Genomic DNA, 25,496 nt, shown 5'->3' on the forward strand with positions numbered 1-25,496 from the left:
GATGGCGAGTGGCCAAAAGAGGCTTCTGACGAAGCACATGGCTTAAATAGCAAGTGAGCACGTGCTCGGCAGGCGCCGATTGCACAAACAATGGAGGAACTTGTAAAAGTAGCGCTTTAAGCAAGGCGAGGGGGAGTTCCATCCTCCTTGAATCGAGGTGCCGATGCCTGCAATCCATACATTGAACGCGCGGGGTAACGGGCTGCTTCCGGTGATGCGTAAGTACTTCGCCTATAGCGATGCGCGCACATTTTCCGAGATCCAGCTATTCCATCGAGATCTATTGGATGTTCTTCGGGACAAGGGGATTGATTACGCTTCGCTCAGAAGTGCGCTGACCCCACAGTCAACGAAACACGAAGCGGCTTTTCTGTTTGACGAGCAACGCTGCTCCAACACGTTCATCCCAGGGGTAGAGTGTGCTGAGGCACTCTTCGATGCGCTGGATGCCAAGACGACTCACAGCATTTTGAGTGGGGAGCTTGTCGATGATCGGGATGAGATCGCCCGCAAGCTCTTAAGCCCTGCTGTGGTGAGTGAGTCAGGGTTAACCTTCAGTCATCCAAGTTACTGTTTCGTCCTGTATGTGAACAACCTTTCCGAAGGAGCAGTTGCAGAGATCGACGCTAAGCTACGAAGCCACAGGGCTTACATGGGTTATCTGCCATGCACATACGCGAGCTTGGCAAAAACTTTCGCTTCGATGCACCTGATGAATCTAGTTATCAAGCAGGGAAGGACAGTCATCATGGGGCACGAGGATGACCGGCCGAACACCGAGAATCACAATTTGCATATGCATGACTACTGCGCGCAGGGCTTTCAGCTCAAGAGCGTCCAGTCCCTGTACTTCAATACCTTCCTCGCGTACAAGCCTGAGCAAATGCTGCTCAATGAGACGGACGATGATCTAGAGATTGCGGTCAGGGCAATGTCAGCAGTTGCCGCACCTCTGACGGAATTCGACGTCGTTATCGAGGACGCAAAATTCCAAAACTACCTACAAACAGCCAAGCTGGGGAAGCTTCAAAGGGCTGGCTTGGCCGACCTGTCGAAGGTTGAGCTGGAGGCGGCAATCCGAAGCAAGCTGCGGATGAATTATCTCTACAACCTAGAGTGGGTTGAGACGCCGACCTACCAATTGAGCAAATTCAATATTCTGCTGGAGTTTTCCAGAGCTAGCGGATATCCCGAACGCGTAACCGTAGCGTTGGAGTATCGCCCTGCCGAGCGTGTTCTCCGACTAATCACGATCGCTTGATTCAGGTTGCCAGCACTCCCTTTGCTTAGGGCTGAGCCGTGCGGGCGCAAGGGGAGGCGAGCTAGTACCGATTTTCAGATGCCGGTGGAGGACGCCATGGCATAGTTGAGAGCGGCCTTACCGGTGGTTCAAACGCAGGTTGGTGGCTGCTCGAGCAGCGATCCGGCTGCACTTCACGAACTGCCAGCATAGGCTAGCCCCAGATGATGAGGGCAGGGATGCCTAGAGCTCCGCCCGCCCGGCAGGTGCATTGTCAATTCTTAATTTTCATCTTTTTCACAGAGTGCGCACGCTGTTCATCCAGAGAGTTGTAATACGTGTTTTGCGTAGTGCTTAAGCTGTTATGGCGCAAGTCTGCCTGCAGATCCTTCATGTCACGATGTGGTGCGTCGAAGGTGGCGGATGTGTGGCGGAGCCAATGCAGTGAAGCCGAACGAAGTTGATCTACCTCGTCATCGCTCCAGCCTTCCTCTCGCATCCTCTGAAGGGCTTGATCAAATACCTTCTGAAGCAAAAGCCTGATGTGACGATCAGAAAGACCGCCTCGCCCCTTTAGCGTGCTGAGCAACGGCCGCTTTTCATGCGCAGAGGGAAGGGGAGGCAGCTGTAGATGCCTACGGTACCGGGTCAGGTAGGACTCTATGAACTCGTCGCGCACGCTAATTTTCGCCGCCTTGTTCCCTTTACCAACAACGTGGAACCACCAGTTCCCTGTCGTATCTCGACGGAAATCCCCCATGACGGGCTGCCAGTTATCACGCCCCACAAGGTCAGAGACACGCAGATACATAGAGAACAGAGTGGCGACTATAAACAGAGTGCGCTCATGAGCAGGGTCAGCTGCCGCCATGAACTCGGCAGTTTCAATGACAAAGCTCCACTGCAGCTGGGTCAGTGACCGAGAAGCCACATCCAGGGTGTTACGCTGCTTGTAGACCGACTTCTGTTTGACTGCCCGGAATGGATTCACCTCGGTGAACCCTTCGTCTATCGCGTGCTGAAAGAAGCTGCCGCACACGGCAAATACCTGAGCCACAGATCCCTGGGACATTTTGTAGACGCTCGAGGGGAGGGCGGTCAGCGTTTCCGAAGCGATTTTCCGATCTCGTTTCGGAGCAGTAGTAGCAAAAGGACGCCAATCCTCATTCACGCCATACGTGTCACTTTCAGACCGTTTCCTTCCGCCAACTCGCACGAAGCGAGACTTAACGATCGGGCCAATCCATTCAGCGGGCGGATGGAGGCAGAACTCCATGAAGGCCTCAGCATCCCGGCGTCGGAGCTCGATGAGCGGCTTTTCTGCGATCAAGGCAGACCATAGAAGCAAGCGCTCCACATGGGTACGGTATGAGTTGTACGTGGCGTGGTTGCCGGCATACGACTTGAGAAATCCACGCACAGCCACGTAGCTATCGATGGCCATGCTTCCCTCTGGCAAGGCTCGCAGGTAGCCGAGCACCACTGGAAGCTCAGCGCTTAAGCCCAGGAAATTGAGTTCGTGAAATCGTTCGAAGGTGTCGAACAAGGGCTGAGGTGTTTGAGGCATGGCATACGTTGCGACTGTGCTATGCCATCTAGGATGGTGGTTTTCAGTAGGTTACGCAATATCCGGGTCTGATGATTATCGGATATTACATTCCTGCACATGGTGTCCTCAGTAGAAGTGAGTACCCGGGACTTGCCGTAGCAGAGTGCAGTCCAATGGCATGCATTGGTGAAAGATTGAGCGCAAAACGACTTCTCCGTTGTGCCTCGATACGATCTTCCACAGCTTGGCAGGACTCATTGCAAGTCAGATCGGTCTCGGGAACGAACAGACAGTCCGCCGAGGATAGCTGATCGGAAGCAGCGTGAACGGTGAGCGGACGTCCAGTTAAATCGCGCCTCCAGGAGTGTCCTTCATGCCACGCGATACGCATCCAGAGATGCGTCATCCCAGTCCACTTTTTATTGCGCACAGGAAGTCTATTTTTTACTCGTTAACTGATTGGTTTATAGAAAGAAACGCATCAGTAAGGCCACTAGATCTTAGAAAAATGGGCTCTAGGGGTAGGCCCAGTCTACTGATTACTGCGACCAATCCACTAATTAGTGCGACTGCGCACGCCTGGGCTTGAAAGGCATTAAGCCCATGATAAACCGAGATTTAAATCTCGACGGGCTAGGGTTATCGAAGCAAGCCAAACTGCTCGCCGAAACCAAGAATTGAGGTCTAATTTGATGATTTATAAGCAGAAAAATCGTGCCAGTGTGCGAGTCCACTTTTTAAAGCTGGCCGACAACCGTTTCTGTGAGTCTCGCCGCAGGCGTTCCTATCCGTGACTTCGCATAATGTATATTATGTTAAATCATATGTTATGCCGTAAATCCACGTCGAGAACCACGTGGCCGAGCTTGCCGCACGAAACGCCGCTCGCTCTTGCTCGTTCTCCTGTTGCTCGATGCGCTGTTGAGAGCACTGACGTCATCAAAAGCCACCTTCAATTGATACGTAGCCAACGACCAAAAAATCCGTGCCCCGGCAATTCGAGATGCAGATTGAGCAACTGAGCCGTCCACGTCGTGGAGGAATTGGCCCTCGACATATGTCGCCAGTGACGAGCGAGCTACAGCCTGCTCGTTGTGATGAGCTGTATTTGCTGGCCGCGACCATCGTTCCGGCGGTCGCCCGACCGTCGATCATTCCGTTTCGCGCCGCTTGGAGCGTCCCACTCCCGCAGGAATCCCAATGATCCGGCCAAGCAATCGCGGCGCGCTATATCCTCGACGCAGGTCAGCGCCTTGATTGTGCCTAACGCAGCACCCCCAGCATGACCCACACCCTGCGAGCCTCCGGATCAGCGTGCACCAGTTCGTCCATCAGCGCACTCAACGGCATACCGCCCCACTCCACCGCCCGGCGAATGATGTAAGGCACCGGGCTGTGAGGTTCGGTTCGCGCCAGGTGCTCGGCGATGGCGGAGAGCTGCCGGTAGGCCTCCTCGCGACTCTGCAAAGCGCCGCCTGTGGGTAGCGAACTGGCTGAGGAGGCAAGAGCCGACTCGGGTTCTGGGGGAGTGACTGCCGCGTCGGTGGGTAAGAGCTCTTGTGGGGCCATGGCCTTGCATCCCTGGATGACGTTGCTGAAAGCGTCGATGGACGCGGCGAGTCGATGCAGGCTCGGCGCGGCGTCACCGAGCTGGCGGTCGCACCAGGCATCCAGACGTCGCAGGTGACCGGCCGCGCCGTCCAGCTGGGCCAGTATCGCCGCCCAGCCCTTCACCGCACCGCTGCGGATCGATTCGTTCAGTCGTTTCTGCTCCTGGCGCGCGTTCTCCGCGGCCACCTTGTCGACCTTGTTGTCGCTGACCTGCACCTGCCGCCGCTGAAGCTCCTGCCAGCCATGCAGTGTGGTTTGCGGCAAGCCACTGCACAGCGGCACGCGAGTGAGCAGGAGTTCGTCATAGCGCCGAGCCATCCAGGCAAGCGGTGCAGCGCGCCACTCCTGGTCGCCATCGGTGGCCTGCGGGTGCAGTTGTTCGGGAAATGCATCGCAAAGGTCGGCCAGCAGCCCCAGTGCAGCGGCGAGACCCGCTGGGCCTTGGGTGACGATCCAGGCCTCACCCAGAAAACCTGCAATGGTCAGGTCCTTGCTTCGCTGCACCAGTACCTCTTCGGCCAGCGCAGCCAGGGCCAGCCAGTCCGCGCGTTTAGGCTCTGCTTTCCAAACGCCGGCTGGAAGCTCGGTATCCTCCTCACGCCGCAGCTCGCGCAGGCGATCCATCACCGGGTCATGGCGCAGCGACTCTCCGCACGGCAACTCACCGGGCAGCGGTTGCAGGAGCGCCTGCAGCGCCTCGTCTGAAATCATGGCAACTCCTGAACGTCGGCAAAAGTCGTTACGCCGATACCGCTGAAGGGCGTGCGCGGCGCGCGTACGGGCAAGGGCTGGACAGACAAGGGCTGTTTGGCGTCCTGGGTCATCAACGAGATGCGCAGGAACATCCGTGCCTCGGGTTCGCGGCTGTTCGGCACCCTGACCGGTACCTGCAGCGCGAGCGGAAAATCGGTGTAGTCGGTGCTGGGCTGGCGCTGCAGGATCAGGTGCGAACGCAGCAGGCGCATCAGCGCCCAGGGCCCTCCGTACTCCCACCCCACCTCCAGGTCCGCTACCGCCATGCTCGCCTGCTGCGGGTCGATGTCCGGCCGCTGCGGACTGTCCTTGGCCCAGCGCAACATCAGCTTCATCGGTTCGCCGACATTCCAGTGCAGACGCTGGCTGTCGCTGCCGGGGAAGCTCAGCGGACGGTCAGCCGCGTAGAGCGTCCAGGCGATCACCTGGTCAGCGCCGCGCTCGACCTCGCGATCCGTCCGCCAGCGCACGTCGAGGTCGACCCCTTGCGATCCGCCCTTGTCGCGCTGGAACAGCGGCGCCATCCAGGCCCTGGCCAGCTGCAGGCGATGGAGGAAGTCCGCGGCAGCTGCCCGGTCCACCGACTGGCTGAGCTTGAGGCCTTCCTGGGCCCGATCCAGATTCTGGTCGAGCAGCTCCACCAGGTGTTGCACCCGCGCCGGGTCAGCATCCTCCGCCTGCAGGCTGTAGGCGAAGGGGAAACGGTTGGCCAGGTATTGGTTGAAGTAGTCGGCGATGGCCGCCCAGGCTTGGGCGGCTTCCTTTTGCTGCAGCTCAAGGCAGCGCTGCTGCGCCTGGGCGTGCAGGCCACGGGCGAAGCGCGCCACGTCGCCCTGCCCGGCCCCCAATGCCGAAGTACGCAGGATGTTGCCGCAGGTGGCGGCATCCATTTCCACGAAGTCGCGGGTCACCAACTGATCGAGCAGCATCGGTGAGCTGGTCGGGTTCTGCGCCTTGTACTTGGCCAATTCATCACTGAGGTCGGTGAAGCGCCGTACTTTGTCCTGGTCCGAGAAGCCGAGATTGCCCCGGTCACGCAGCCAAGTCAGCGCCGGTGCATGCTCTTCGCTCAGCGCGAGCATGGTCTCGAATTGCTGGGCGAGATTGCGCTTGAGGTCCTGGGTGTCGGTGGAGCGATACAGCTGCAAGCCGAATTTACGTGTGCCATCCCAACCGGAAGGTTCAGAACGAACCCGGAACAGTGGCAACGCGTCGATAGACGTCAATACTTCGTCGACGTCGGCCAGAGCACCTCGGGTCAGATGGATATCCAGCGCATTCGCCAGATCGCCCCGCTGCACGGTCTCGAGTGCCGAACGCACTTGTTCGGCTTGCTCCAGCGGAACATCGAAGGTGTTCTTCATCGGCGCGCCACTGACCGAAATGGATTGCGTCAGGCTGCTCCACATCGCGCTGGCAGCCGCAGCGGCGGCGCTTTCGGCGAGGGCGTCGCGGTATTCTGCGGGAATCCGCGCCTGCTCCTGATCGCTGTACTTGCGATAGCTGGCGTAGTACGCCAGGGCAGCGTTCAGCGAATGGGCGTCCAGATTGCCCAGGCTGCGCGGGTCGATATCCTGCGCGCCCTTGCTCAGAGCAGTGCCGGCGAAGTCCTGGCGCAACAACGAATCGATGGTACTGCCCAGCGCCACCACATGCTCCTGTAACGCGAGAGTACCTCCGGGCTGCAGTTGCAGCAGGTTGTCGCGGGAACCGGCAGCGGAAATCCATTGGTCGTGGAAGGCGCGCTGCAGCTTGCTGGCCTGGCTGGTCACCCTGGCCTCCGCCGAGGGGCCGAGCAGGTAGGACTGGCGTACGTCATCGAGCATCGCGCGAAAGCCCGGCACGATCTCCTGGGCATTGCCATGACTCCAGGCGGCGTTGGTCAGGGCCACCATGTTGCGTAGGGCGTCGATCTGCGCGGCGGTTTCTTCCAGCTCCTCGAGGCTGTTGCCCTGGCGTGCCTTGAGTTCGTTCAGGTGCAGGCGCAGGAAGCCGGCCGGGCGCACGAAGTTGTCGGCGAGGAAGAATTGGTCGAGCCAGAGGCTCATCAGGTCGTCGAAGTTGCGCGCCAACTGGCCCTCGCGCGGACCGGGGTCGACGGGTGCCGGTGCATCGGGAATGCCTCGCCCGAGCACTGACTGCAGGTAGCCGGCATTGCGCAGGGAGCCCGGTTCCAGGGTCAGGCCGTAAGCCTGCTCACCCAGTTTGCCAAGGCTTTCCAGAGCGTTCTTCGAGGTGCCGGCGCGCAGCTCGGTGTACCAGCGGTTGCGCTGCTCGAAGGCCAGCACGCCTTGCGCCAGATCGCGAGCGGCAACAAAGTTCGGCCACTGCTCCGGGCTGTCGCTCTGCACGTTGGCGCGGCGCTCGCTGCTGCGGATGGCGCGCAGCCGGGTCAGCTCGGCGAACTGTGCCTGCTGCAGGGGTATCAGCACCTCGCGGCGGGTAAGCTCCAGGAGCAGGTCGTCCATGTGGTCGTCGAAACCGGAGAACCACGAACTCGGATACACCAGTGAGCTGAAGTGCCAGCGCGGCGCGGCTTGCAGAAGCGCCCAGTAGGCCTGCAGGCGTTTTCGGGCGGCCTCCTCAGGCGATGCGCCGACCGGATTGCTTTCGCCCTGTCCGCGCTGCATGGACAGAATGCGCTGCCCCAGCGCCTGCGCCTCGCGGGAATCCACGTGCCAGACCCAGAGCATTCCCAACAGCCAGCAGATGCCGATCACACCGGCCAGCGTGCCCAGCATGCGCTGCGAGCGCTGGCGCAGGCGCAGGACGCGCGGCACGGCCTGGGCCAGCCCGCGCTCGGCGAGCAGGCGCGATTGCCAGAGATGCTGCGTGAACACCAGTTGCGCAGGTGTCTCCTCCCGCGCCGAGATTGCCCCTTGCTCACCAGCGGCCGCCATGCGGAACGCGCCGCTGAAGTACAGGCCGCGCAAACGCGGCGCCTCACCCAGCGCATTTCCCTGGAAGACCGGTTCCAGCCGCTGACGCAGGCCTTCGCGCAGGCTGTCCAGCGCTTGCGGGAAGCGATACAGCTCCTCGCTCAATTGCCCCTTGAGTACACCCGCTTCGAGAATCGACGCCTGCAACGCCTGCAATACCTGATCGAAGCCACGCTCTAGGTGCTCGCCCTGCCAGGCCGCATCCGCCTGCAAAGGTGAGGCCCAGCCCAACGACCGCTCGCGAACCTCGGCAGGTAGCGCCGCGCGCAGTTCAGCGAATCCATCGAGCTCCTCCAGCCCGGTGACCACCACATAGACCGGCAGGCTCAGGCCCAGCCGTTGCAGCAGGTCGTTGAAGCGCCGCCGCAACTGGATGCCCTCCTGGGCAAGGCTGGCCGGGTCCAGCAGACGCTCCGCCGGCACCGCCCAGATCACGCCATCCAGCGCACGCCGCGGGCGCATCCGCAGCAGCAGGCCGAGCAGCCGCCGCCAGGGGTGCAGTGACGACGGTACACCCTCTTCCGGCATGAACAGCGGCTGCGGCACCGCCAGCACGGCGCCGTCCTGATCGGCCCACCAGCGGCCGAACCAGGCCGGGCGGTTCACTGGCGCCAGGCTCCAGCCGGAGGCCAGACGCTCGCCCAGCAGCGGATCGCCCAGCAGGAGGTACCAGGGCACGTCGTAGCGATCAGCGACATCGTGGTCCTGCTCCATCTGCCGCACGGTCAGGTAGAAGGCGCGTACCGCTTCGCCGCCCTTGCTGCGCAGCCAGAGGAATCCCGCTACCGCCAGCGCCACCACCAGCAGCAACAGCAGGGCCAGCACCAGCCAGCCGCTCAAGTCGCCAGCTCCGGGAAGGCAGCTGCCCAGGCCAGGTCGAGCAGGGGCGCCAGTTCACCGCGCACGTCGCTCCACAGCCAATGGCCGAGGACGATGAGCAGGAGGACGCCGGCGATAACCATCAGTGTCAGGCGCAGGCCGTCGGGCAAGGCGCGTCGCAGTGGCAGTCGCAGGGGCGCAGCAGCGGCCGGGCGCGCCAGGGTCTCCAGCAGCGCTGGCACCTCGGCGTCACGCTGCCAGGCATGGGCAAACAGCGCGTGCCGCCACTTCTCATGGAGCGCCTCGCCCTTCGGGCCGCGCAGCTTGCCATGGAAACCCAGCAGCAGGCACTGCAGGTAGACGTTGGCCAGATCCCGGGTACCCGGCGCACGGGTGTCCAGCAGCCGATGAATGGCCTGGGGCACACGTTCCCCGGCATTGCGCGTGCCGTACAAGCGGGATTCCAGCGGCCGCTCCTGCCACGCGGGCTGGCCATTCCAGGGATCGAACAGCAGGCTTTCGTCGAGCAGTGCGACAAAGGCATAGACCATGGCCTTCACCTGTTCGCCGGCGGCATCACCGACGCGGGCATTGGCGCTGCGCCAAAGGCGACGCACCACCGCCTGGGCTTCGTCGGCGACCCGCTCGAGGGCCGCATGGTCTTCGCCGGTGGATACGCGCAGTTCTTCCCAGCGCCTGCACCACTCCAGCCACCCAGCCTGGAAAGCGCCACTCAAGGGCGCTTCGCCGAACGACGGCGGGTAGATCGCCTGATTCCCTTCAAGCATCTTCGCTTCCCTGCCTCAGGCGCCGCTGGCGCCGTCCACGATGAACAGCACCACCTGCCAGGGACTGCCACCGCCGCTGCCTGCCGCGGCAGCCCGCAGGCACAGGCGCTGGGCGGGATCGAACCAGTCGCCCTCGGCCTGCACCACGAACAGGTGAGTGTCTTCCCCAACGCTGTAGGCGATCTGTTCGGCGCGACTCATGGGCAGGTGCTCCAGGCCCGACATGCGTTGGCGCCCCAATATTGCCAGGCTCGCCTCGGAGGCCACGATGCAGCGTGACAGCCACTCATGGGCCTGTTCCTCACCGCAACCGGGCGGCATGCGCAAGCCAACGACCAGACGCTGTACCGGCGATCGCAGGTCCGGCAGGGCCAGCGCGAAGTCATTGCCGACCCGTTCAAATGCCAGACTACGATAGCCGGCGCGCACCCTGCCAAGGGTAACTTCCAGCCACTCGATCACCGGGTTGAAGGTCCGCAGCAATTCGTTGAAATCGAAGGCTGGGAAGGCTGGAACGCCGCCCAGCGGATCGAGCACGCTCCAGCTGCCGGCCATACCGCACAGCAGGCCATGCAGCTGTGCCGGGTTCGCTGTGCCGCTGTAGAGCGCGGCCTCCAGCTCCGGCAGGCGCGCCCACAGCGCCGCCAGCTGGCGGCGGATTTCCTGGCTGTCCTCGGTGTTCTCCGACTGCTGCGCCTGGCGCAGACGGCCAGCGAGAAACACGCATTTCTCCCGCGCATGGGCGCACAGCGCCACCAGCGTCTGCCCCAGCATCGACGCCGGTGCGATTCGCGGAGTGGGCGCCACATAGGGCAACCCGACGAAACCACCGGCGTCCCTGCCGACACGCAGCAGCGGCAAGCACACCGAGTCGGCGCGCTGGGCCTCGGTCACCAGGCGCGGGGCCGGTCGCCAGACGACAACGGGTTCGGGATTTTCGCCACTGGCCAGGTCCGGCACGGCCGGCCCGCTCAACGATTGCAAGCGGCCCTTGAGCGGCAACACCTGGCCACCACGGGCGAGCGGGCTGAGTGCGAGGTAGAGGGTGATGCTGGCATCGGGGGCCGTCGCGATGGCTGCCGTGGCGTCGAACACCAGGGTCTCGCCCTGGCTCAGGCTGACCGGCAGGCCATCGGGCAGGACCGCTTCCAGTGCGAGGATACGCACCACGCCGGTGCTCAGGGCGGAGGGGTCAAGCTCGAGGTGCTCGAGCCCCCAGAAAAAGGGGTTGGCTGCATGTGCCAAACGCGCAGACAGTACTTCGGCGCGCAACCCCTGGAGCTGGAAGTGCTGGGGAAGCAGTTGCATCCCTTCGTGCCAACAAACTGCGTCAGGCAGAACTCTCACACCACTCCCCCTTCGACGTCCTGGATTGTCATGGGCCCGCCTTGCAAGGCGGTGGTTCAGTGCTCCTCGGCACTCAGCAGGCGCATCTCCCTGCTGTCGAAACGCAGCCACACCTTGGGCTGTTGATCCAGGCGCATGCGATGGGCGCCGGGAGTGTTATAGCCGGCAAAGACCAAAAGTCCAGAAGCCGGCTTGCCGGCCAGGGGGAAGTCCCTGGCCTCCATGAACTGCCCCGGCACCAGCTCGAGGCTCCACACCGAGAGCTGCTTCTGGTAGTCGCGGCGATACTGTTCGCGGTCGCTGAACCACTGCCTGGCGCTCATTGCCGAGAGCAGTTTGAGCAGATCCGCATCCTGCACCGCGACGAAGTCCACAGCGATAGGCGAATCGCCATTGGCCTTGCTTGCGACATCGAGGGTCAGACGGTCGACATCGACCTTCGGACCGAACCAGGAACAGCCTCCGAGAACTGCCAGGAGCACAGCACAGAGGCAGGCTTTCGTCGACTTCATGAAACGTCCTTGTGAGATGGCTGTCAGAGATTAGTTTCGGATTTGCGTTTTCACCAACCTGATCTAGCGTGCTTGGTTAGCTCGTCGACAAACGAGCTCAGATGGGATCGCCAAGGACAGGCCTGTATCGCATTTCCCCTTCCTGTCGTGTGGTCCAGCCAAGGAGCGCGACGACAGCGAGCCCCGCTGCGGCGTGCCCGTCTCCTACGCAGTGGAGTTCGCCAGCATGGCAGAAAGTACGCAGCACAAACTGGACCGGGTGCGCCCTCCCCGGGTCCAGATCACCTACGATGTGGAAATCGGCAACGCCATCGAGAAGAAGGAATTGCCGCTGGTCGTGGGGATCCTCGCCGACCTCTCCGGCAAGCCGGTCACTCCCCTTCCAAAACTCGGCGAGCGCCGCTTCACCGAGATCGACCGCGATAACTTCAATGCCGTGCTCTCGTCCATCGGACCGCGCGTGGCGCTTCAGGTCGACAACACGCTGAGCAACGATGGAAGCCGGCTCAATGTCGAGCTCAACTTCAAGCACATCGACGACTTCGACCCGGTCAGCATCGTCAATCAGGTCGTGCCCTTGCGCCGTCTGTTCGAAGCTCGCCAGCGCCTGCGCGACCTGCTCACCAAGCTCGACGGCAACGATGAGCTGGACCAGCTGCTGCAGGACGTGGTGAGCAACACCGAAGGCCTGCAGGAAATCCGCGCAACCCATCCGGTGACCGCCGATGCCGGTGCCGCCAACGACACCGCCCAGGCCGCCGCCGACGAAGGCGAAGCGCCTGCCGAACCGCAAGCCTGATCCCGCCGCCAGGAGAGCACAGCAATGGCCAAACCCAGCTCCGCCGCGGCGCAAGGCGCCGAAGGCAGTACCCAGACCCTCGACCTGCTCGATCGCATCATCGCCGACGGCCGCATGGCCCATGACGACAGCCAGCAGGAATACGCCCGCGACATGCTCGCGGAGTTCGCCACCCAGGTCCTCGACGAAGGCATGGCCGTCAGCAAGGACACCGTGGCCATGATCAACGAGCGCATCGGTCGCATCGATGAACTGATCAGCGCCCAGCTCAACCAGATCCTCCACCATCCCGAGCTACAGCAGCTCGAATCCTCCTGGCGCGGCCTGCACCAGCTGGTGCAGAACAGCGAGACCGGCTCGCGTCTCAAGCTGCGCCTGCTCAATGTCAGCCAGCAGGACCTGCAGAACGACCTGGAGAAGGCCGTCGAGTTCGACCAGAGCGCGCTGTTCAAGAAGATCTATGAAGAGGAATACGGCACCTTCGGCGGGCACCCCTTCAGCCTGCTGGTAGGCGACTACTCCTTCGGCCGCCACCCGCAGGACATCGCCCTGCTGGAAAAACTCTCCAACGTCGCCGCCGCGGCCCACGCGCCCTTCATCGCTGCGGCCAGCCCGCGCCTGTTCGACATGGGCAGCTTCACCGAGCTGGCGGTGCCCCGTGACCTGAGCAAGGTCTTCGAGAGCCTGGAGCTGATCAAGTGGCGCTCGTTCCGCGAGAGCGAGGATTCGCGCTACGTCTCCCTGGCCCTGCCGCGCTTCCTGGTGCGCCTGCCCTACGGCCCGGAAACCCTGCCGGTGGAAGGCATGAACTTCATCGAGGACGTGGACGGCACCGACCACGCCAAGTACCTCTGGGGCAACGCCGCGTGGGTCCTGGCCCAGCGCATCACCGAAGCCTTCAGCAAGTACGGCTGGTGCGCGGCGATCCGCGGCAGCGAAGGCGGCGGCGCCGTCGAAGGCCTGCCGGCGCATACCTTCCGCACCCAGGCGGGCGACCTGTCGCTCAAGTGCCCCACCGAAGTGGCGATCACCGACCGCCGCGAGAAAGAGCTCAACGACCTGGGCTTCATCGCCCTGTGCCACAAGAAGAACACCGACCTTGCCGTGTTCTTCGGCGGCCAGTCCACCAACAAGCCGCGCCAGTACAACACCAACGAGGCCAACGCCAACGCGCGGCTCTCGGCGATGCTGCCATACGTGCTGGCGGCATCGCGCTTCGCCCACTACCTGAAGGTGATCATGCGCGACAAGGTGGGCAGCTTCATGACCCGCGACAACGTGCAGACCTACCTCAACAACTGGATCGCCGACTACGTGCTGATCAACGACAACGCCCCGCAGGAGATCAAGGCGCAGTACCCGCTGCGCGAGGCCCGCGTGGACGTCAGCGAGGTGGCCGGCAAGCCCGGCGTGTACCGCGCGACGGTGTTCCTGCGCCCGCACTTCCAACTCGAGGAGCTGACCGCCTCGATCCGCCTGGTCGCCAGCCTGCCGCCGCCGGTCGCCGCCTGAGCCGGGGGGCCGCCCGAGCGGCGGCCCCTTCACCAGATTCCACCTCTTTCAAGCTGCGGAGTTTTCCAACATGGACGCGATACTTCTCGACCTGGGCGACGACATCAAGGGCGACAGCCTGCTGGCCGGCTTCGAAAACAAGATCGAAATCATGTCGTACAGCCACAACGTCGCCATGCAGGTGACCAACGATGTCAGCAACTCGGAGCGCACCTCCGGCAAGCCGCACATCGGCGAATTCACCCTGACCAAGTTCGTCGACACCTCGACCCCGACGCTCAACGAATACTGCTGCTCCGGCAAGGCCATCCCCTCCGCGACCCTGACCATCGGCCGCAACGCCGCCGAGGGCGACGGCAAGATCATGCCGTTCATTACCTACACCCTGGACAACGTCGTGCTATCGAACGTCAGCGTCAGCGGCGGCGCCGGTGGCAAGCCGGTGGAAACCCTGTCGCTGAACTTCACCAAGATCAAATGGGAGCTCACCGCGCAGAAGGACGACGGCAGCAAGGAAGGCACCGCCGCGTCGACCTGGGACCTGGCCGCCAACAAGCTGGCCAGCTAAGGCAGCCCGGCCTTGCACGGCATCGCACGGCAACCGTTGCTGGACCGTCTCTCCAACGCCGGAGAGGCGGAGCCAGTCTTCGACCAGCGCGCCCTGGCGGCTTCGGTCGCGCAGGAACTGTCACGCCTGCTCAACAGTCGCAGCCCTGCCGGCAATGGTGTTGGCATCCTGGCCTACGGCATTGCCGACTGGACTGCCCTGCAGGCCCGCCGCGAGGCCGACCGCCTGCATCTGGCTCGGGAGATCCGCCGCGCGGCGACCCGTTTCGAGCCGCGCCTGGGGCTGAGCGAAGTGGTGGTCGACGCCGATCCGCAGCAGCCGCAGCGCCTGCGCGTGCGCCTGCTCGGCAACCTGCGCCAGGGCGTCGACCAGGCGCCATTGCTGTTCGAACTCATCCCCGTTGGCGGAACACTGGAAGTACGCCATGAGCGACTCGATTGACGCCGAACTGCTGGACTACTACCAGCGCGAACTGACCTGGCTGCGCCATGCCGGCGCCGGTTTCGCCGCGCGCTACCCCAAGGTGGCGCGCCGCCTGGAACTCGGCCCCGGAGAGTGCGGCGACCCCCACGTCGAGCGTCTGCTGGAAGGCTTTGCCCTGCTTGCCGCACGGCTGCAGCGACGCCTGGACGACGACTATGCGCAGTTCAGCGACGCACTGCTGGAGCAACTCTATCCCCTGGCCCTGCGGCCCCTGCCTTCCTGCGCCGTGGTGCGCTTCGAGCCGGACCCGGCCAAGGGCAAGCTGAGCGCCGGCTTCCACCTTCCGCGCGGCACTCCGTTGTTCGTCAGCGTGCAGGGCCAGGAGCGCATCGATCTGCCCGAAGAACTGCGCGGCCAGACGCTGCACTGGCGGACCACCGACGAAGCCACCCTGTGGCCATTGCGCATCGAGCAAGCGGTGCTGCTCGGCGCCGAGGAGGCCCAGGCCGCCACGGGCAGCGCTGGCGTGCGTGGCGCCCTGCGCCTGGACCTGCGCTGCCTCGACAAGGACGGCTGGGCCTCACTGGACATCGATAGCCTGCGTATCCACCTGGCCGCCAACCCCATCGCCAAGGCCGCCCTTTACGACCTGCTCGGCGCCCATGCCTGCGGCCTCATCGCCGAGGCCGAGGGCGCCGAACCGCAACGCCTCCCCGGCCTGCCGCAACGGGTCGGCTTCGCCGCCGAACAGGCCCTGCTGCCGGAGGATGAGCGCGTACATCCCGGCTTGCGCCTGCTCGCCGAGTACTTCGCTTTCCCCGACAAGTTCGCGTTCTTCGATCTGCCGCTCCAGGGGCTGCGCGCCAGTGGCGAACAGCTCTACCTCTACATCCTCTTCGACCGCCCCGCGCCCGCCCGCCTGACCCTGCAGGCCAGCGACCTGGCGTTGGGCTGCGTTCCGGCGATCAACCTGTTCCCGCGTACCTCCGAGCCACTGCGGCCGGACGGCACGCGCAGCGAGTACCGCCTGATCGCCGACGCCCACCGCGAGAACTCGGTGGAAATTCACAGCATCCGGTCCCTGCGTGCCAGCACTCCGTTGGGGGTGTTCGAGGTCGCGCCCTACCACGGCACCCAGCACCGTCCCGGTGCGTTCGGTCTCTACTGGCACGCGCGCCGGGTCGAAGGCATGACGCCCAACCGGCGCGGCAGCGACCTGCTGCTGACCCTGGTCGACGCCGGCCTGCAACCGCTGGAGGAAACGCCCCAGTACAGCCTCAGCGCCGAACTCCTGTGCACCAATCGGAGCCTGGCCGAGTACCTGCCGGCCGGCACCGAGCTGGCCTTCGAACGTCCCGGCCCGGTGGCCCGCGCCAGCGTGCTGCGCGCACCAAGCCGGCAATGCCAGCCGGGGTTGGATGGCCCTTCACGCTGGCAACTGGTTTCGCAGCTCACGCTCAACCACCTGTCGCTGGTGGAGGGCCCGCAGGCCCTCGATGCCCTGCGGGAAATCCTCGCGCTGCACGACTTCAGTGAAGACAAGCTGGCCGCCCGGCAGATCGAAGGGCTGGTCCGGCTGGACTGCGCCCGCGTGGTCGACCATGTCGGCAGCGATGCCTGGCGCGGCTGGCGCAACGGCCTGGAGGTTCGCGTGCACCTGGAGCGTCAGGCCTTCGTCGGTGCCAGTGCGGTGCTGTTCGGCGCCGTGCTCGCGCAGTTCTTTTCGCTCTACGCCAATGCCAACCGCTTCGTGCGTACGGTGCTGGTGCAATCGGACCAGGAGATCTGCCGATGGCAACCCCAGGCCGGCCAGCCCATCACTCTCTGAGCCGGCGCCTGCGCGCCGAGCCTCACCGCTTCGAATGGCTGCAGGCCCTGCTGCTGCTCGAGCACGAGCGGCCCCAGGCCACGCCGCTGGGCCACGGCAGCCGCCCGGACGCCGAAGCGCTGCGCCTGCGCGGCCCGCTGACACCGGTGTTCGCCCCGAGCCAGATCGATGCTCTGGATGACGAGGAAGGCCGGCCGCTGCTGAGCACCTCCATCTTCGGCCTGGGCGGCGCCGACGGCGCCCTTCCCTACGCCTACCAGGAATGGCTGCAGCAGCGCGCGCGGCAGAAGGACCACGCCCCCGCCGAATTCCTCGACCTTTTCCAGCACCGCCTGCTCAGTCTGCTCTACCGGGTGTTGCGCAAACACCGGCTGGCCGTGGGCTTCCAGCCCCCTGCCGCCGCGCCCCTGCGCCGCCCGTTGCGGGCCCTGGTGGGCCTGCTGCCAGCAGGCCTGCATGAGCGCGGTGCGCTGCCCGATGCCAGCGTGCTCGCCCGCAGCGCGCACTTCTCCGGCAGTCGCCGCTCGCTGGCCGGCTTCGCCGCCCTGCTCCGCGAACAGTTCGGCATCCCCGCCGAGTGCGAAGCCTATGCCGGCGCCTGGCGCGAGATTCCGCCGGCCCGACGCAGCGTGCTGCAACGCGGCGGCGCCAACCTCGGTCTTGGCCGAGACGCCATCGCAGGCACTCGCGTGTGGGACGAACACGCCGGCTTCCACCTGCGCCTCGGCCCGCTGGACGAAGCCACGGCGCGACACTTTTTCCCGGACGGCATCGCCCATCCGCTGCTGACCCATCTCTGCGCGCTGTACTTCGGTCCCGACCTCGACTGCCGGCTGCGCCTGCTGGTACGTGTCAGCGGGCCGTTGGCCCTGGGACGCGGTAACGCCCCACGACTGAACTGGAACACCGGCCTGCGCCGCAGCGGCGGTGCCGTGCAACCCATCGACCTGACCCTGCGCCACGCGGAGATGCCCTGATGGACCTCGCCAGCCTGATCGGCCGCCTCAACCCGGAATCCCGCCGCGCCCTGGAACGCGCCGCGCAGCGCTGCCTGCAACGTACCCACCACTACGTCGAAATCGAACACCTGCTGCTGGAACTGCTGGACATCGACGGCGGCGACCTCGCCCGCCTGCTGCCGCGCTTCGGCCTCGAGCGCGACCAACTGGTGGGCGAGATCAACACCGCGCTGGAGCTGTTCCGCATCGGCAGCACGCGCACTCCGGCGCTCTCGCCACAGACCATCGGCCTGCTGGAGGACGCAGTGGTACAAGCCAGCGTGCTCGGCCAACCGGCGATCCGCTCGGGACTGCTGCTGCTCGCCCTGCTCGACCGCGAGGAACGCCGCGCCCTGCTGCTCAACAGCGCCTCGTCGCTGCTGCGCATTCCCCACGAAACGCTGCGGGAAAAGCTTCTGGAATGGACCGAAGGTTCCCGCGAACAGTCCCCCGGCGCGAGAGCATCCGCGAAGGCCGCAGCCGCCAGCGCACCGGCCCAGGACAGCCTGCTTGACCAATACACCCAGGACCTCACCGCCGACGCCCACGCCGGGCGCATCGACCCCATAGTCGGGCGCGACGGCGAGATCCGCCAGTGCGTGGACATCCTCCTGCGCCGCCGGCAGAACAACCCGATCCTGGTCGGCGCCCCCGGCGTCGGCAAGACCGCCGTGGTGGAAGGCCTGGCCCTACGCATCGCCGCCGGAGAAGTGCCGCCTCCGCTGCAAGGCGTGATCCTGCGCGTGCTCGACCTTGGCCTGCTGCAGGCCGGCGCCGGGGTCAAGGGCGAGTTCGAACAGCGCCTGAAAGGGGTGATCGACGCAGTGCGCAGCAGCGAACAGCCGATCATCCTGTTCATCGACGAGGCCCACACCCTGATCGGTGCCGGTGGCACGGAAGGCGGCAGCGATGCCGCCAACCTGCTCAAGCCGGCCCTGGCCCGTGGCGAGCTGCGCACCCTGGCCGCCACCACCTGGCTGGAATACAAGAAGTACTTCGAGAAGGACCCGGCCCTGGCCCGGCGCTTCCAACTGGTTCAGGTCGAGGAGCCCGACGAGGCCACCGCCGTGGACATGCTGCGCGGCGTCGCCGCCAAGCTCGAACAGCACCACGGCGTCCAGGTGCTGGACGTCGCCATCCAGGACGCGGTGAAGCTCTCGCACCGCTACATCTCCGGCCGCCAACTGCCGGACAAGGCCATCAGCGTGCTGGACACTGCCTGCGCCCGCGTCGCCCTGGCCCAGCACGACGTGCCGCCGGCCCTGGAGAACCTGCGCCACCGTGAACTCGCGGTGGAGGAAGAGCTGCAACGCCTGCGCCGCGAACAAGCCACCGGCCTGGACCACAGCGCACGCATCACCGGCCTGGAGCAGGAATCGGTGGGCAACCTGTCGGCCATCCGCGCCCTGGAAAAACGTTGGGGCGAAGAACGCGAGGCGGTACGCGAACTGCTGCAGTCACGCCGCGAACTGCTCACCCTGAGCGAGAGCGCCGACGCCGCCAAGCCCGACGAAGAACTCGACGGCCGCATTGATCACCTGGCCGCCGAACTCGCACGTCTGGAAGCCGGCCTCGACGCCATCCGCGAGGACGATCCGCTGGTGCCCGAACAGGTCGACTCCAAGACCGTGGCCGCGGTGATCGCAGGCTGGACCGGCATCCCGGTGGGCAAGATGCTCGCCGACGAGGCCCACGCCATCCGTACCCTGGCGCAGCGCATGGGCCAGCGGGTGATGGGCCAGGAAGCCGCGCTGGGCACCATCGCCCAGCGCATCCAGGCCTACCGCGCCGGTCTCACCGACCCGGCCAAGCCGGTGGGCGTATTCCTCCTGCTTGGCCCCACCGGCGTGGGCAAGACCGAGACCGCCTACGCCCTGGCCGACGCCCTCTACGGTGGCGAGCGCAACCTCATCAGCATCAACCTTTCCGAGTACCAGGAAGCCCATACCGTCAGCCAACTCAAGGGCGCCCCGCCCGGCTACGTTGGCTATGGCACCGGCGGCGTACTCACCGAAGCCGTGCGCCGCCGCCCCTACTCGGTGGTGCTGCTGGACGAAATCGAAAAGGCCCATCCGGATGTGCTGGAGGCCTTCTACAACGTCTTCGACAAGGGCGTGATGGAGGACGGCACCGGCCTGGTGGTGGACTTCAAGAACACCGTGATCCTCGCCACCAGCAACGTCGGCGCGGAACTGCTGCTCGACACCCCGCCCGAACAGATCGCCACGCCCGTCTTCGACGAGCGCCTGCGCAAGGTGCTGCTGCAAGCCTTCCGCGCCGCTTTCCTCGCACGCATGACCGTGGTGCCGTACCGGCCATTGGAGGAAGCGACGCTGGAGGGCATCGTTATTGCCAAGCTGGAAAAACTTCGGGAGCGCTACAAGGCGGCGACCGGCAAGCAGTTCGATTTCGACCCGGTGATCGTCAAGGCAGTGCTCGCCAAGTGCAGTTCGGCGGGGGCGCGGGATATCGAGAATGTGTTGATGGCGGAAGTGACGGGGAAGTTGGCGGAGTGGGTTATGGGTGTGTAACTCGAGCGAGTTTCAGCAAGAACAAAACTCAGAAAAAGAACCAAAATCAATAAGGAAAACAACATGAGATTCTATCATTATACAACAAAAAAAGCGGCACAATCAATCACGAACAACCAACTTGAGCAAGTAACTCAGGAAGAATGGAACTGCCAAATGAACCAGCCCCAAAAATGGGCTTGGTTTACCCGTCAGCATGAAGAGGGCTTTTATTTAACAACAATCCCCCCAGCTGAAATTTCAGGAAAAAAGGAGAAGCTAGGCATCAGTAAGCTCTCGGAGGTATATGTATTAATCTTTGACCTCCCATGGGTTGTTCAAAAAAAGATGAGCAAAGTAAACGACAGCGTGAATAGGGATGACGTCCAACTTCAGGTAAAGAAAGTTGGCGAACCCGATAAAATTTGCGCCAAACGAATTGGAGGGAACAAAAATCAATTAACCAACGTTCCGTTTACGGTACACGAATGCCGCTGGGCGGGCCCTGTCGAAGGAATGCCAAGCCAAATATAAATCTGAAAGACCCAGCTAGATAGAATTAACAGCTCATATCTTGAGGTTCACTGAATACCAAAAGAAACAGTAAATATGAAACCATAAAAATCCACTTCAGCAGTCATTCAGTTCTCCATGGACCACTATAGGAGTAGCGAAACCATGATGGTAAGGGGAGCAATCTAAATGCCCCGCCCCGCCGACATCACGACCAGCCTTTCCATCAAGGCATCGGCGCTGTTGGATTTCTATCCGCAAGCAGTTTCCGGTCAGGAATCCATGAACGAGCTAATCCGTCTGTCCCTAGAGGGCATCAGTGTGGGCCCGCTGATGCTATCCAGCGCCGTGGCATCCCAGGTGACTATTGCTTTCCACAACGACGCCAGCCAGCGCCCCCTCGACGCCCTGGTCGCTGAAATCCAACAACTCCCTGCCGACGCCACCGCCGAGCGCTACCAACTCGTCCTGCGCCCTTGGCTCTGGTGGCTGACCCTGGCCAGCAACAACCGCGTATTCCAGAACCTCGCCACCAGCGACATCGTTACCACCATCTTCAAGGCCCACGGCTTCACCGACTTCAAGCTGTCGCTGAGCGGCAGCTACGAGCCCCGCGAGTATTGCGTGCAGTACGGCGAAAGCGATTTCGCCTTCGTCTCGCGGCTGCTGGAGGAGGAAGGCATCTTCTGGTTCTTCACCCACGAAGAGGGCAAGCACAGGCTGGTGCTGGCGGACAACAACGATGCCTTCCCGCCCATCCCCAACGGGCCGAAGGTGGCGTACCTCGGCCAGGAGATCGGCGTGCGCGAACTGCACGGCATCCGTTCGGCGCAATATTGCCTGCAGGCGGTCGCAGGGACCTACAGCGCCACCGACTATGAGTTCACCACTCCCGCCACCTCACTCTTTTCCCAGGCGCAGGCCGAGGCCGGGCCGCGTGCGCAGTACGAGCACCCCGGCGGCTACACCGCCAAGGCACGGGGTGATGCGCTGACCAAGCAGCGCGTGGACGGCCTGCGCAGCCAGGACAAGCGGCTGATCGGCGAGAGCGACTGCCGCTGGCTGGTACCGGGGCACTGGTTCACCCTGACCGGGCATGACGACGCCGCGCTGAACATCGACTGGGTGCTCACCTCGGTGACCCACGAGGCCGACCATGAGCACTATCGCAACCGATTCGAGGCCATCCCCAAGGCCACCGCCTACCGCCCTCCCCGTACCACGCCCAAGCCACGCATGCACACCCAGACCGCCAAGGTGGTGGGCAAGGCCGGCGAGGAAATCTGGACCGACCAGTACGGCCGCATCAAGATCCAGTTCCCCTGGGACCTTGAGGGGAAGAACGACGAGGCGTCCTCCTGCTGGGTGCGCGTGGTGCTGCCGTGGAGCGGCAAGGGCTTCGGCATGCAGTTCATCCCGCGCATCGGCCAGGAGGTGATAGTCACCTTCATCGACGGCGACCCGGACCGCCCGCTGGTGACCGGCTGCGTCTACAACGGCGACAACGCCCTGCCCTATGCGCTGCCGGATAACCAGACGCAGTCCGGTATCAAGACCCAATCGTCCAAGGGGGGCGGCGGCTTCAACGAACTGCGTTTCGAGGACAAGAAGGACGCCGAGGAAGTCTTCCTGCAGGCGCAGAAGGACATGAGGGTGAACGTGCTCAACGACAGCAGCGCCACCATCGGTCACGACGAGACGCTCACCGTGCAGAACGCCCGCACGCGTACGGTGAAGGAAGGCGACGAGACGGTCACCCTGGAAAAGGGCAAGCGCAGCGTGACCATCCAGACCGGCAGCGACACGCTGGACGTGAAGGACACGCGCACGGTGAAGGTCGGCGCCGACCAGACCCACAGCACTGGCGGCAACTACAGCCATCAGGTCAGCGGCAACTTCGAGCTGACGGTGGACGGCAACCTCACCATCAAGGTCAGCGGCACCCTCACCCTGCAGAGCGGCGGCAGCCTGACGCTGAAGACCGACGCCGATCTCGCCGCCCAGGCCGGAACCTCGGTGACCAGCAAGGCGGGCACGTCCCTGACCAACCAGGCGGGAACTTCCCTGACCAACAAGGCCGGCACCACCCTGACCAACGACGCCGGCGTCAGCCTTACCAACAAGGCCAGCGCCGAACAGACGGTGGACGGCGGCGGCATGCTGACCCTCAAGGGCGGCCTGGTGAAGGTCAACTGAGGACGACGACATGGCCAACAGTGGAAGCCTCGACCTCAAGCGCGGCGACAGCACCCTGCAGGGCCGCCTGCAAGACGGCGGGCTGGAAGGCCCGCTGCGCATCAGCGAGCGAGGCCGCCCGCAGGCCAGCCTGGACTACCGCGAAGGCGAACTGCACGGCACCAGCACGCTCTATCACCCCAACGGCCAGGTCAGTGCGCAGTTGCCCTACGTACGCGGACGCCTGCAGGGCGAGGCCCGCTTCTTCTCGACCGAAGGCTGGCTGCAACGCAAGGTGAGTTACCGCGACGGGCTGATGCACGGCGAGGCGTGTAGCTATCTCGCCGATGGCACGCTTGCCGAGCAGGCCTTCTACCGCGAAGGCGTTCTGGAAGGACTGTTCCGTCGCTTCCACGGTAACGGCCAACTGGCGCAGGAAGCTCGCTATGCGAAAGGTGCGCCGCAGGATCAACCGCGCGCCTATGCCGAGGATGGTCGTCCGCTGGACCACAACGGCAAGCCGATCTCGCGCCTGCGCTGGTGGCTGGGCGGCCGTGGCGAGGCCAGCGAGGCCTGAGCGGAATCAGGGAATCAGCATCTGCACCTGGCCGGGAAATACCACCTTGATCACCCCGCCCCAGGTGCATATTAGCGTTCCGTTGGCGTCCAGCGCCGGCATCCCGCCCAGCAGCATCGTAGGCGGACCGCCGGGTACCCACGGCGCTGCGGTGGCCGGTATGCAGGGCATTGGCGTCAGTACCCCGAGGGCGGCAGCAGTAGCGGCGGCCACCGTTGGGTTAGATGGGCTGGTACACATGCCGAAGGGCAAGATATTTAGAAGGGGGATGTGGTCCTGTAGGTTGGCCGCCGGCATGGCGTTGGTGAGGGTGCGGTTGACAGGCAGCACGTTGAATACCGACGGAGTGATTCCGAAACTGCACTGTAGTATCGCGCCGCTACAGACCTGGGGACAGCCCATAAAATCACCTCGCCTGCCTTCGCCTGGCAAGCCTTCATTCGTGTCGCAGTTGAGGATGAGTGGGTGAAATATAGCCCTTCCAAACGCCAACGCTTGTGACAGGTAGATTAGCCTGTTCAAGGTTGTGCTTCGGCCATCAGTTGCTGGTGCTGGGACTGGCGCTATTGCATGAGGGCAGATGTGGGTCGGTAGCTGTCTCTCGCTGAGGGTAGCTACCGATCAAGAGAAGACGGACAAGCATGCTGCATCATCCGTGGATGAAGCGCCGCACTTGCATGCACTCTGCGGTGGCGCTCGGACGGACCTGGCGGCCTGCGTGCGCGAACCAAAGAACCCAGCAGCGATGTTCTGAGGCCCTAAGGCAAGCCAGCCCTGCGCGCGCAGGGCTGGCCGACACCTCATGGATGGGCGGGATAGTCGATATACCCCCGCTCATCGCCCCCGAAGAACGACGCCGGATCGGGCGTATTCAGCGGCAGGCTTTCGCGGATTCGCCGAGGCAGATCCGGGTTGGCCAGGAACGGGCGACCGAAGGCGATGATGTCCGCGCGCCCGTCCGCTAGCGCCTGCGCGGCGGTCGCCGAATCGTAGCCACCGGCGAGGATCAGCACGCCATCCCAGGACTCGCGCAACTGCAGGATGATGGCATCCCAGCCGGGATCGACCTGCTCGTCCCGCACCGTGCCGACGATGGCGGGCTCGACCAGGTGCAGATAGGCCAGGGACATCTCGTTCAGGCGCTCGACCAGGTAGCCGAAGGTGTCGTGCGGGGTGTCATCGCCCATTCCCATGAAGCGGCCCATCGGCGTCAGGCGCACACCGACGCGCTGCGGGCCGATCTGCGCCGCCACCGCCGCGACGATCTCCAGCACCAGGCGCGTGCGGTTCTTGATGGTGCCGCCGTACTGGTCCTGGCGCTGATTGCTGGCACTGTTGATGAACTGGTCGAGCAGGTAGCCGTTGCCGGCATGGATCTCGACGCCATCCATGCCCGCCGCGATGGCATTGCGCGCCGCCACGCGGTAATCCTCGATGATGTCGCGGATGCCGTCGAGCGTCAGTTCCTGCGGCACCGGCACGTCGCCCCAGGTACCGGCGCCGTCGGCGCCCACGATGAAGGTCTTGCCGGGCACCGGCAGCGCACTGGGCGCGACGGGCAGGCCGCCGTCGGGCTGGAAGCTCGGGTGCGACACGCGGCCTACGTGCCAGAGCTGCATGAAGATCAGCCCGCCTTCGCGGTGTACGCCTTGTGCAACGTCCCGCCAGCCTTCGATCTGCGCCTGGCTGTAGATGCCCGGCGTCCACGCGTAGCCCTGGCCCTGGCGGGAGATCTGCGTCGCTTCGGTGATGATCAGCGCCGCGCTGGCGCGTTGGCGGTAGTACTCGACGTTCATCGCGGTGGGCACGTCGCCCGGCTGTCCGGCGCGCGAACGCGTCAGGGGCGCCATCGCGATGCGGTGCGCCAGGGTATGGGTGCCAAGCTGGATGGGTTGGAACAGGGGCTGATTCATTTCGGGTGGTTTCCTGGGGGTGGTTGCGGTTGCTGGCCACTCTAGGAAACCCCCGTCGCCTTGATAATCCGCCGCCTCGGCTCAACCGTATTGCGCGTGGCGCAACGCTTTGCGCACGTAAC

19 protein-coding genes are annotated in these 25,496 nt (G+C 64.0%); 11 read left to right on the top strand and 8 right to left on the bottom strand.

What is annotated here, in order from left to right; all coding sequences use genetic code 11:
* The first annotated feature begins 163 nt into the window (after positions 1-163).
* Positions 164-1,261 (top strand): hypothetical protein, encoded by a 1,098-nt coding sequence (locus tag C167_RS0113375; RefSeq protein ID WP_017518790.1) that lies wholly within the window; start codon positions 164-166, stop codon positions 1,259-1,261.
* 253 nt (positions 1,262-1,514) lie between these two features.
* Here C167_RS0113375 and C167_RS0113380 read toward each other — a convergent pair whose 3' ends face one another.
* The 6 genes from C167_RS0113380 to C167_RS0113405 all read right to left on the bottom strand — a co-directional run bounded on the left by C167_RS0113380 (position 1,515) and on the right by C167_RS0113405 (position 11,558).
* Complete coding sequence (locus tag C167_RS0113380) at positions 1,515-2,807, bottom strand: tyrosine-type recombinase/integrase (RefSeq protein ID WP_026079016.1); 1,293 nt, start codon at positions 2,805-2,807, stop codon at positions 1,515-1,517.
* A gap of 1,245 nt (positions 2,808-4,052) precedes the next feature.
* Entirely contained in the window at positions 4,053-5,111 is a 1,059-nt protein-coding gene (gene tssA, locus C167_RS0113385) for a type VI secretion system protein TssA (protein WP_017518792.1), read from the bottom strand.
* The gene (locus C167_RS0113390; protein ID WP_017518793.1) at positions 5,108-8,932 is read right to left on the bottom strand and encodes a type VI secretion system protein; all 3,825 of its coding nucleotides are present in this window, start codon (positions 8,930-8,932) and stop codon (positions 5,108-5,110) included. Before C167_RS0113390 ends, tssA begins: the two co-directional genes overlap by 4 nt.
* Positions 8,929-9,699, bottom strand: a complete 771-nt coding sequence (locus C167_RS0113395) for a DotU family type IV/VI secretion system protein (RefSeq protein WP_017518794.1) — start codon at positions 9,697-9,699, stop codon at positions 8,929-8,931. Before C167_RS0113395 ends, C167_RS0113390 begins: the two co-directional genes overlap by 4 nt.
* Before the next feature lie 15 nt (positions 9,700-9,714).
* Positions 9,715-11,046 carry a type VI secretion system baseplate subunit TssK gene (gene tssK / locus C167_RS0113400; protein WP_026079017.1) on the bottom strand — a complete coding sequence of 444 codons (1,332 nt, stop codon included), beginning with the start codon at positions 11,044-11,046 and terminating at the stop codon, positions 9,715-9,717.
* Positions 11,047-11,102: 56 nt separating this feature from the next.
* The gene (locus C167_RS0113405; RefSeq protein ID WP_017518796.1) at positions 11,103-11,558 is read right to left on the bottom strand and encodes a hypothetical protein; all 456 of its coding nucleotides are present in this window, start codon (positions 11,556-11,558) and stop codon (positions 11,103-11,105) included.
* Positions 11,559-11,784: 226 nt separating this feature from the next.
* Here C167_RS0113405 and tssB point away from each other — a divergent pair, with 226 nt between their 5' ends.
* The 10 genes from tssB to C167_RS0113450 all read left to right on the top strand — a co-directional run bounded on the left by tssB (position 11,785) and on the right by C167_RS0113450 (position 23,461).
* Positions 11,785-12,357 (top strand): type VI secretion system contractile sheath small subunit, encoded by a 573-nt coding sequence (gene tssB, locus C167_RS0113410; RefSeq protein ID WP_026079019.1) that lies wholly within the window; start codon positions 11,785-11,787, stop codon positions 12,355-12,357.
* Between the two features lie 24 nt (positions 12,358-12,381).
* Positions 12,382-13,869: a type VI secretion system contractile sheath large subunit gene (tssC, locus tag C167_RS0113415; RefSeq protein ID WP_017518798.1), complete on the top strand. Its 1,488-nt coding sequence runs from the start codon at positions 12,382-12,384 to the stop codon at positions 13,867-13,869.
* A 70-nt stretch (positions 13,870-13,939) separates the two neighbouring features.
* On the top strand, positions 13,940-14,437 hold the full coding sequence (locus C167_RS0113420; RefSeq protein ID WP_017518799.1) for an Hcp family type VI secretion system effector: 498 nt from the start codon (positions 13,940-13,942) through the stop codon (positions 14,435-14,437).
* 12 nt (positions 14,438-14,449) lie between these two features.
* The gene (tssE, locus tag C167_RS0113425) at positions 14,450-14,878 is read left to right on the top strand and encodes a type VI secretion system baseplate subunit TssE (protein ID WP_017518800.1); all 429 of its coding nucleotides are present in this window, start codon (positions 14,450-14,452) and stop codon (positions 14,876-14,878) included.
* Entirely contained in the window at positions 14,862-16,688 is a 1,827-nt protein-coding gene (gene tssF / locus C167_RS0113430) for a type VI secretion system baseplate subunit TssF (RefSeq protein ID WP_017518801.1), read from the top strand. Before tssE ends, tssF begins: the two co-directional genes overlap by 17 nt.
* A complete protein-coding gene (gene tssG, locus C167_RS0113435) occupies positions 16,652-17,665 on the top strand; it encodes a type VI secretion system baseplate subunit TssG (protein WP_017518802.1) in 1,014 nt (337 codons plus the stop codon). The genes tssF and tssG overlap by 37 nt, the downstream gene beginning before the upstream one ends.
* The gene (tssH, locus tag C167_RS0113440; RefSeq protein WP_017518803.1) at positions 17,665-20,217 is read left to right on the top strand and encodes a type VI secretion system ATPase TssH; all 2,553 of its coding nucleotides are present in this window, start codon (positions 17,665-17,667) and stop codon (positions 20,215-20,217) included. Before tssG ends, tssH begins: the two co-directional genes overlap by 1 nt.
* Positions 20,218-20,280: 63 nt before the next feature.
* Entirely contained in the window at positions 20,281-20,730 is a 450-nt protein-coding gene (locus C167_RS34500; protein WP_157791842.1) for a hypothetical protein, read from the top strand.
* Between the two features lie 168 nt (positions 20,731-20,898).
* Positions 20,899-22,905, top strand: coding sequence for a type VI secretion system tip protein VgrG (gene tssI / locus C167_RS0113445; protein WP_017518804.1), 2,007 nt, complete (start codon positions 20,899-20,901; stop codon positions 22,903-22,905).
* Positions 22,906-22,915: 10 nt separating this feature from the next.
* Positions 22,916-23,461 (top strand): toxin-antitoxin system YwqK family antitoxin, encoded by a 546-nt coding sequence (locus tag C167_RS0113450; RefSeq protein WP_017518805.1) that lies wholly within the window; start codon positions 22,916-22,918, stop codon positions 23,459-23,461.
* Positions 23,462-23,467: 6 nt separating this feature from the next.
* Here C167_RS0113450 and C167_RS0113455 read toward each other — a convergent pair whose 3' ends face one another.
* Complete coding sequence (locus C167_RS0113455) at positions 23,468-23,863, bottom strand: DUF4280 domain-containing protein (protein ID WP_017518806.1); 396 nt, start codon at positions 23,861-23,863, stop codon at positions 23,468-23,470.
* A gap of 398 nt (positions 23,864-24,261) precedes the next feature.
* Entirely contained in the window at positions 24,262-25,374 is a 1,113-nt protein-coding gene (locus tag C167_RS0113460; RefSeq protein WP_017518807.1) for an alkene reductase, read from the bottom strand.
* Between the last annotated feature and the right edge of the window lie 122 nt (positions 25,375-25,496).

This window comes from Pseudomonas nitroreducens TX1 (assembly GCF_000313755.1).
Taxonomy (GTDB): Bacteria; Pseudomonadota; Gammaproteobacteria; order Pseudomonadales; family Pseudomonadaceae; genus Pseudomonas; species Pseudomonas nitroreducens_A.

Coding starts and splice junctions, on each gene's coding strand:
- tssH (WP_017518803.1), top strand. CDS start 17,665: ATGGACCTCGCCAGCCTGATCGGCCGCCTCAACCCGGAATCCCGCCGC.
- tssI (WP_017518804.1), top strand. CDS start 20,899: ATGCCCCGCCCCGCCGACATCACGACCAGCCTTTCCATCAAGGCATCG.
- C167_RS0113395 (WP_017518794.1), bottom strand. CDS start 9,699: ATGCTTGAAGGGAATCAGGCGATCTACCCGCCGTCGTTCGGCGAAGCG.
- C167_RS0113420 (WP_017518799.1), top strand. CDS start 13,940: ATGGACGCGATACTTCTCGACCTGGGCGACGACATCAAGGGCGACAGC.
- C167_RS0113405 (WP_017518796.1), bottom strand. CDS start 11,558: ATGAAGTCGACGAAAGCCTGCCTCTGTGCTGTGCTCCTGGCAGTTCTC.
- C167_RS0113460 (WP_017518807.1), bottom strand. CDS start 25,374: ATGAATCAGCCCCTGTTCCAACCCATCCAGCTTGGCACCCATACCCTG.
- tssF (WP_017518801.1), top strand. CDS start 14,862: ATGAGCGACTCGATTGACGCCGAACTGCTGGACTACTACCAGCGCGAA.
- C167_RS0113450 (WP_017518805.1), top strand. CDS start 22,916: ATGGCCAACAGTGGAAGCCTCGACCTCAAGCGCGGCGACAGCACCCTG.
- C167_RS0113375 (WP_017518790.1), top strand. CDS start 164: ATGCCTGCAATCCATACATTGAACGCGCGGGGTAACGGGCTGCTTCCG.
- tssB (WP_026079019.1), top strand. CDS start 11,785: ATGGCAGAAAGTACGCAGCACAAACTGGACCGGGTGCGCCCTCCCCGG.
- C167_RS0113455 (WP_017518806.1), bottom strand. CDS start 23,863: ATGGGCTGTCCCCAGGTCTGTAGCGGCGCGATACTACAGTGCAGTTTC.
- tssA (WP_017518792.1), bottom strand. CDS start 5,111: ATGATTTCAGACGAGGCGCTGCAGGCGCTCCTGCAACCGCTGCCCGGT.
- C167_RS0113380 (WP_026079016.1), bottom strand. CDS start 2,807: ATGCCTCAAACACCTCAGCCCTTGTTCGACACCTTCGAACGATTTCAC.
- tssG (WP_017518802.1), top strand. CDS start 16,652: ATGGCAACCCCAGGCCGGCCAGCCCATCACTCTCTGAGCCGGCGCCTG.
- tssC (WP_017518798.1), top strand. CDS start 12,382: ATGGCCAAACCCAGCTCCGCCGCGGCGCAAGGCGCCGAAGGCAGTACC.
- C167_RS34500 (WP_157791842.1), top strand. CDS start 20,281: ATGAGATTCTATCATTATACAACAAAAAAAGCGGCACAATCAATCACG.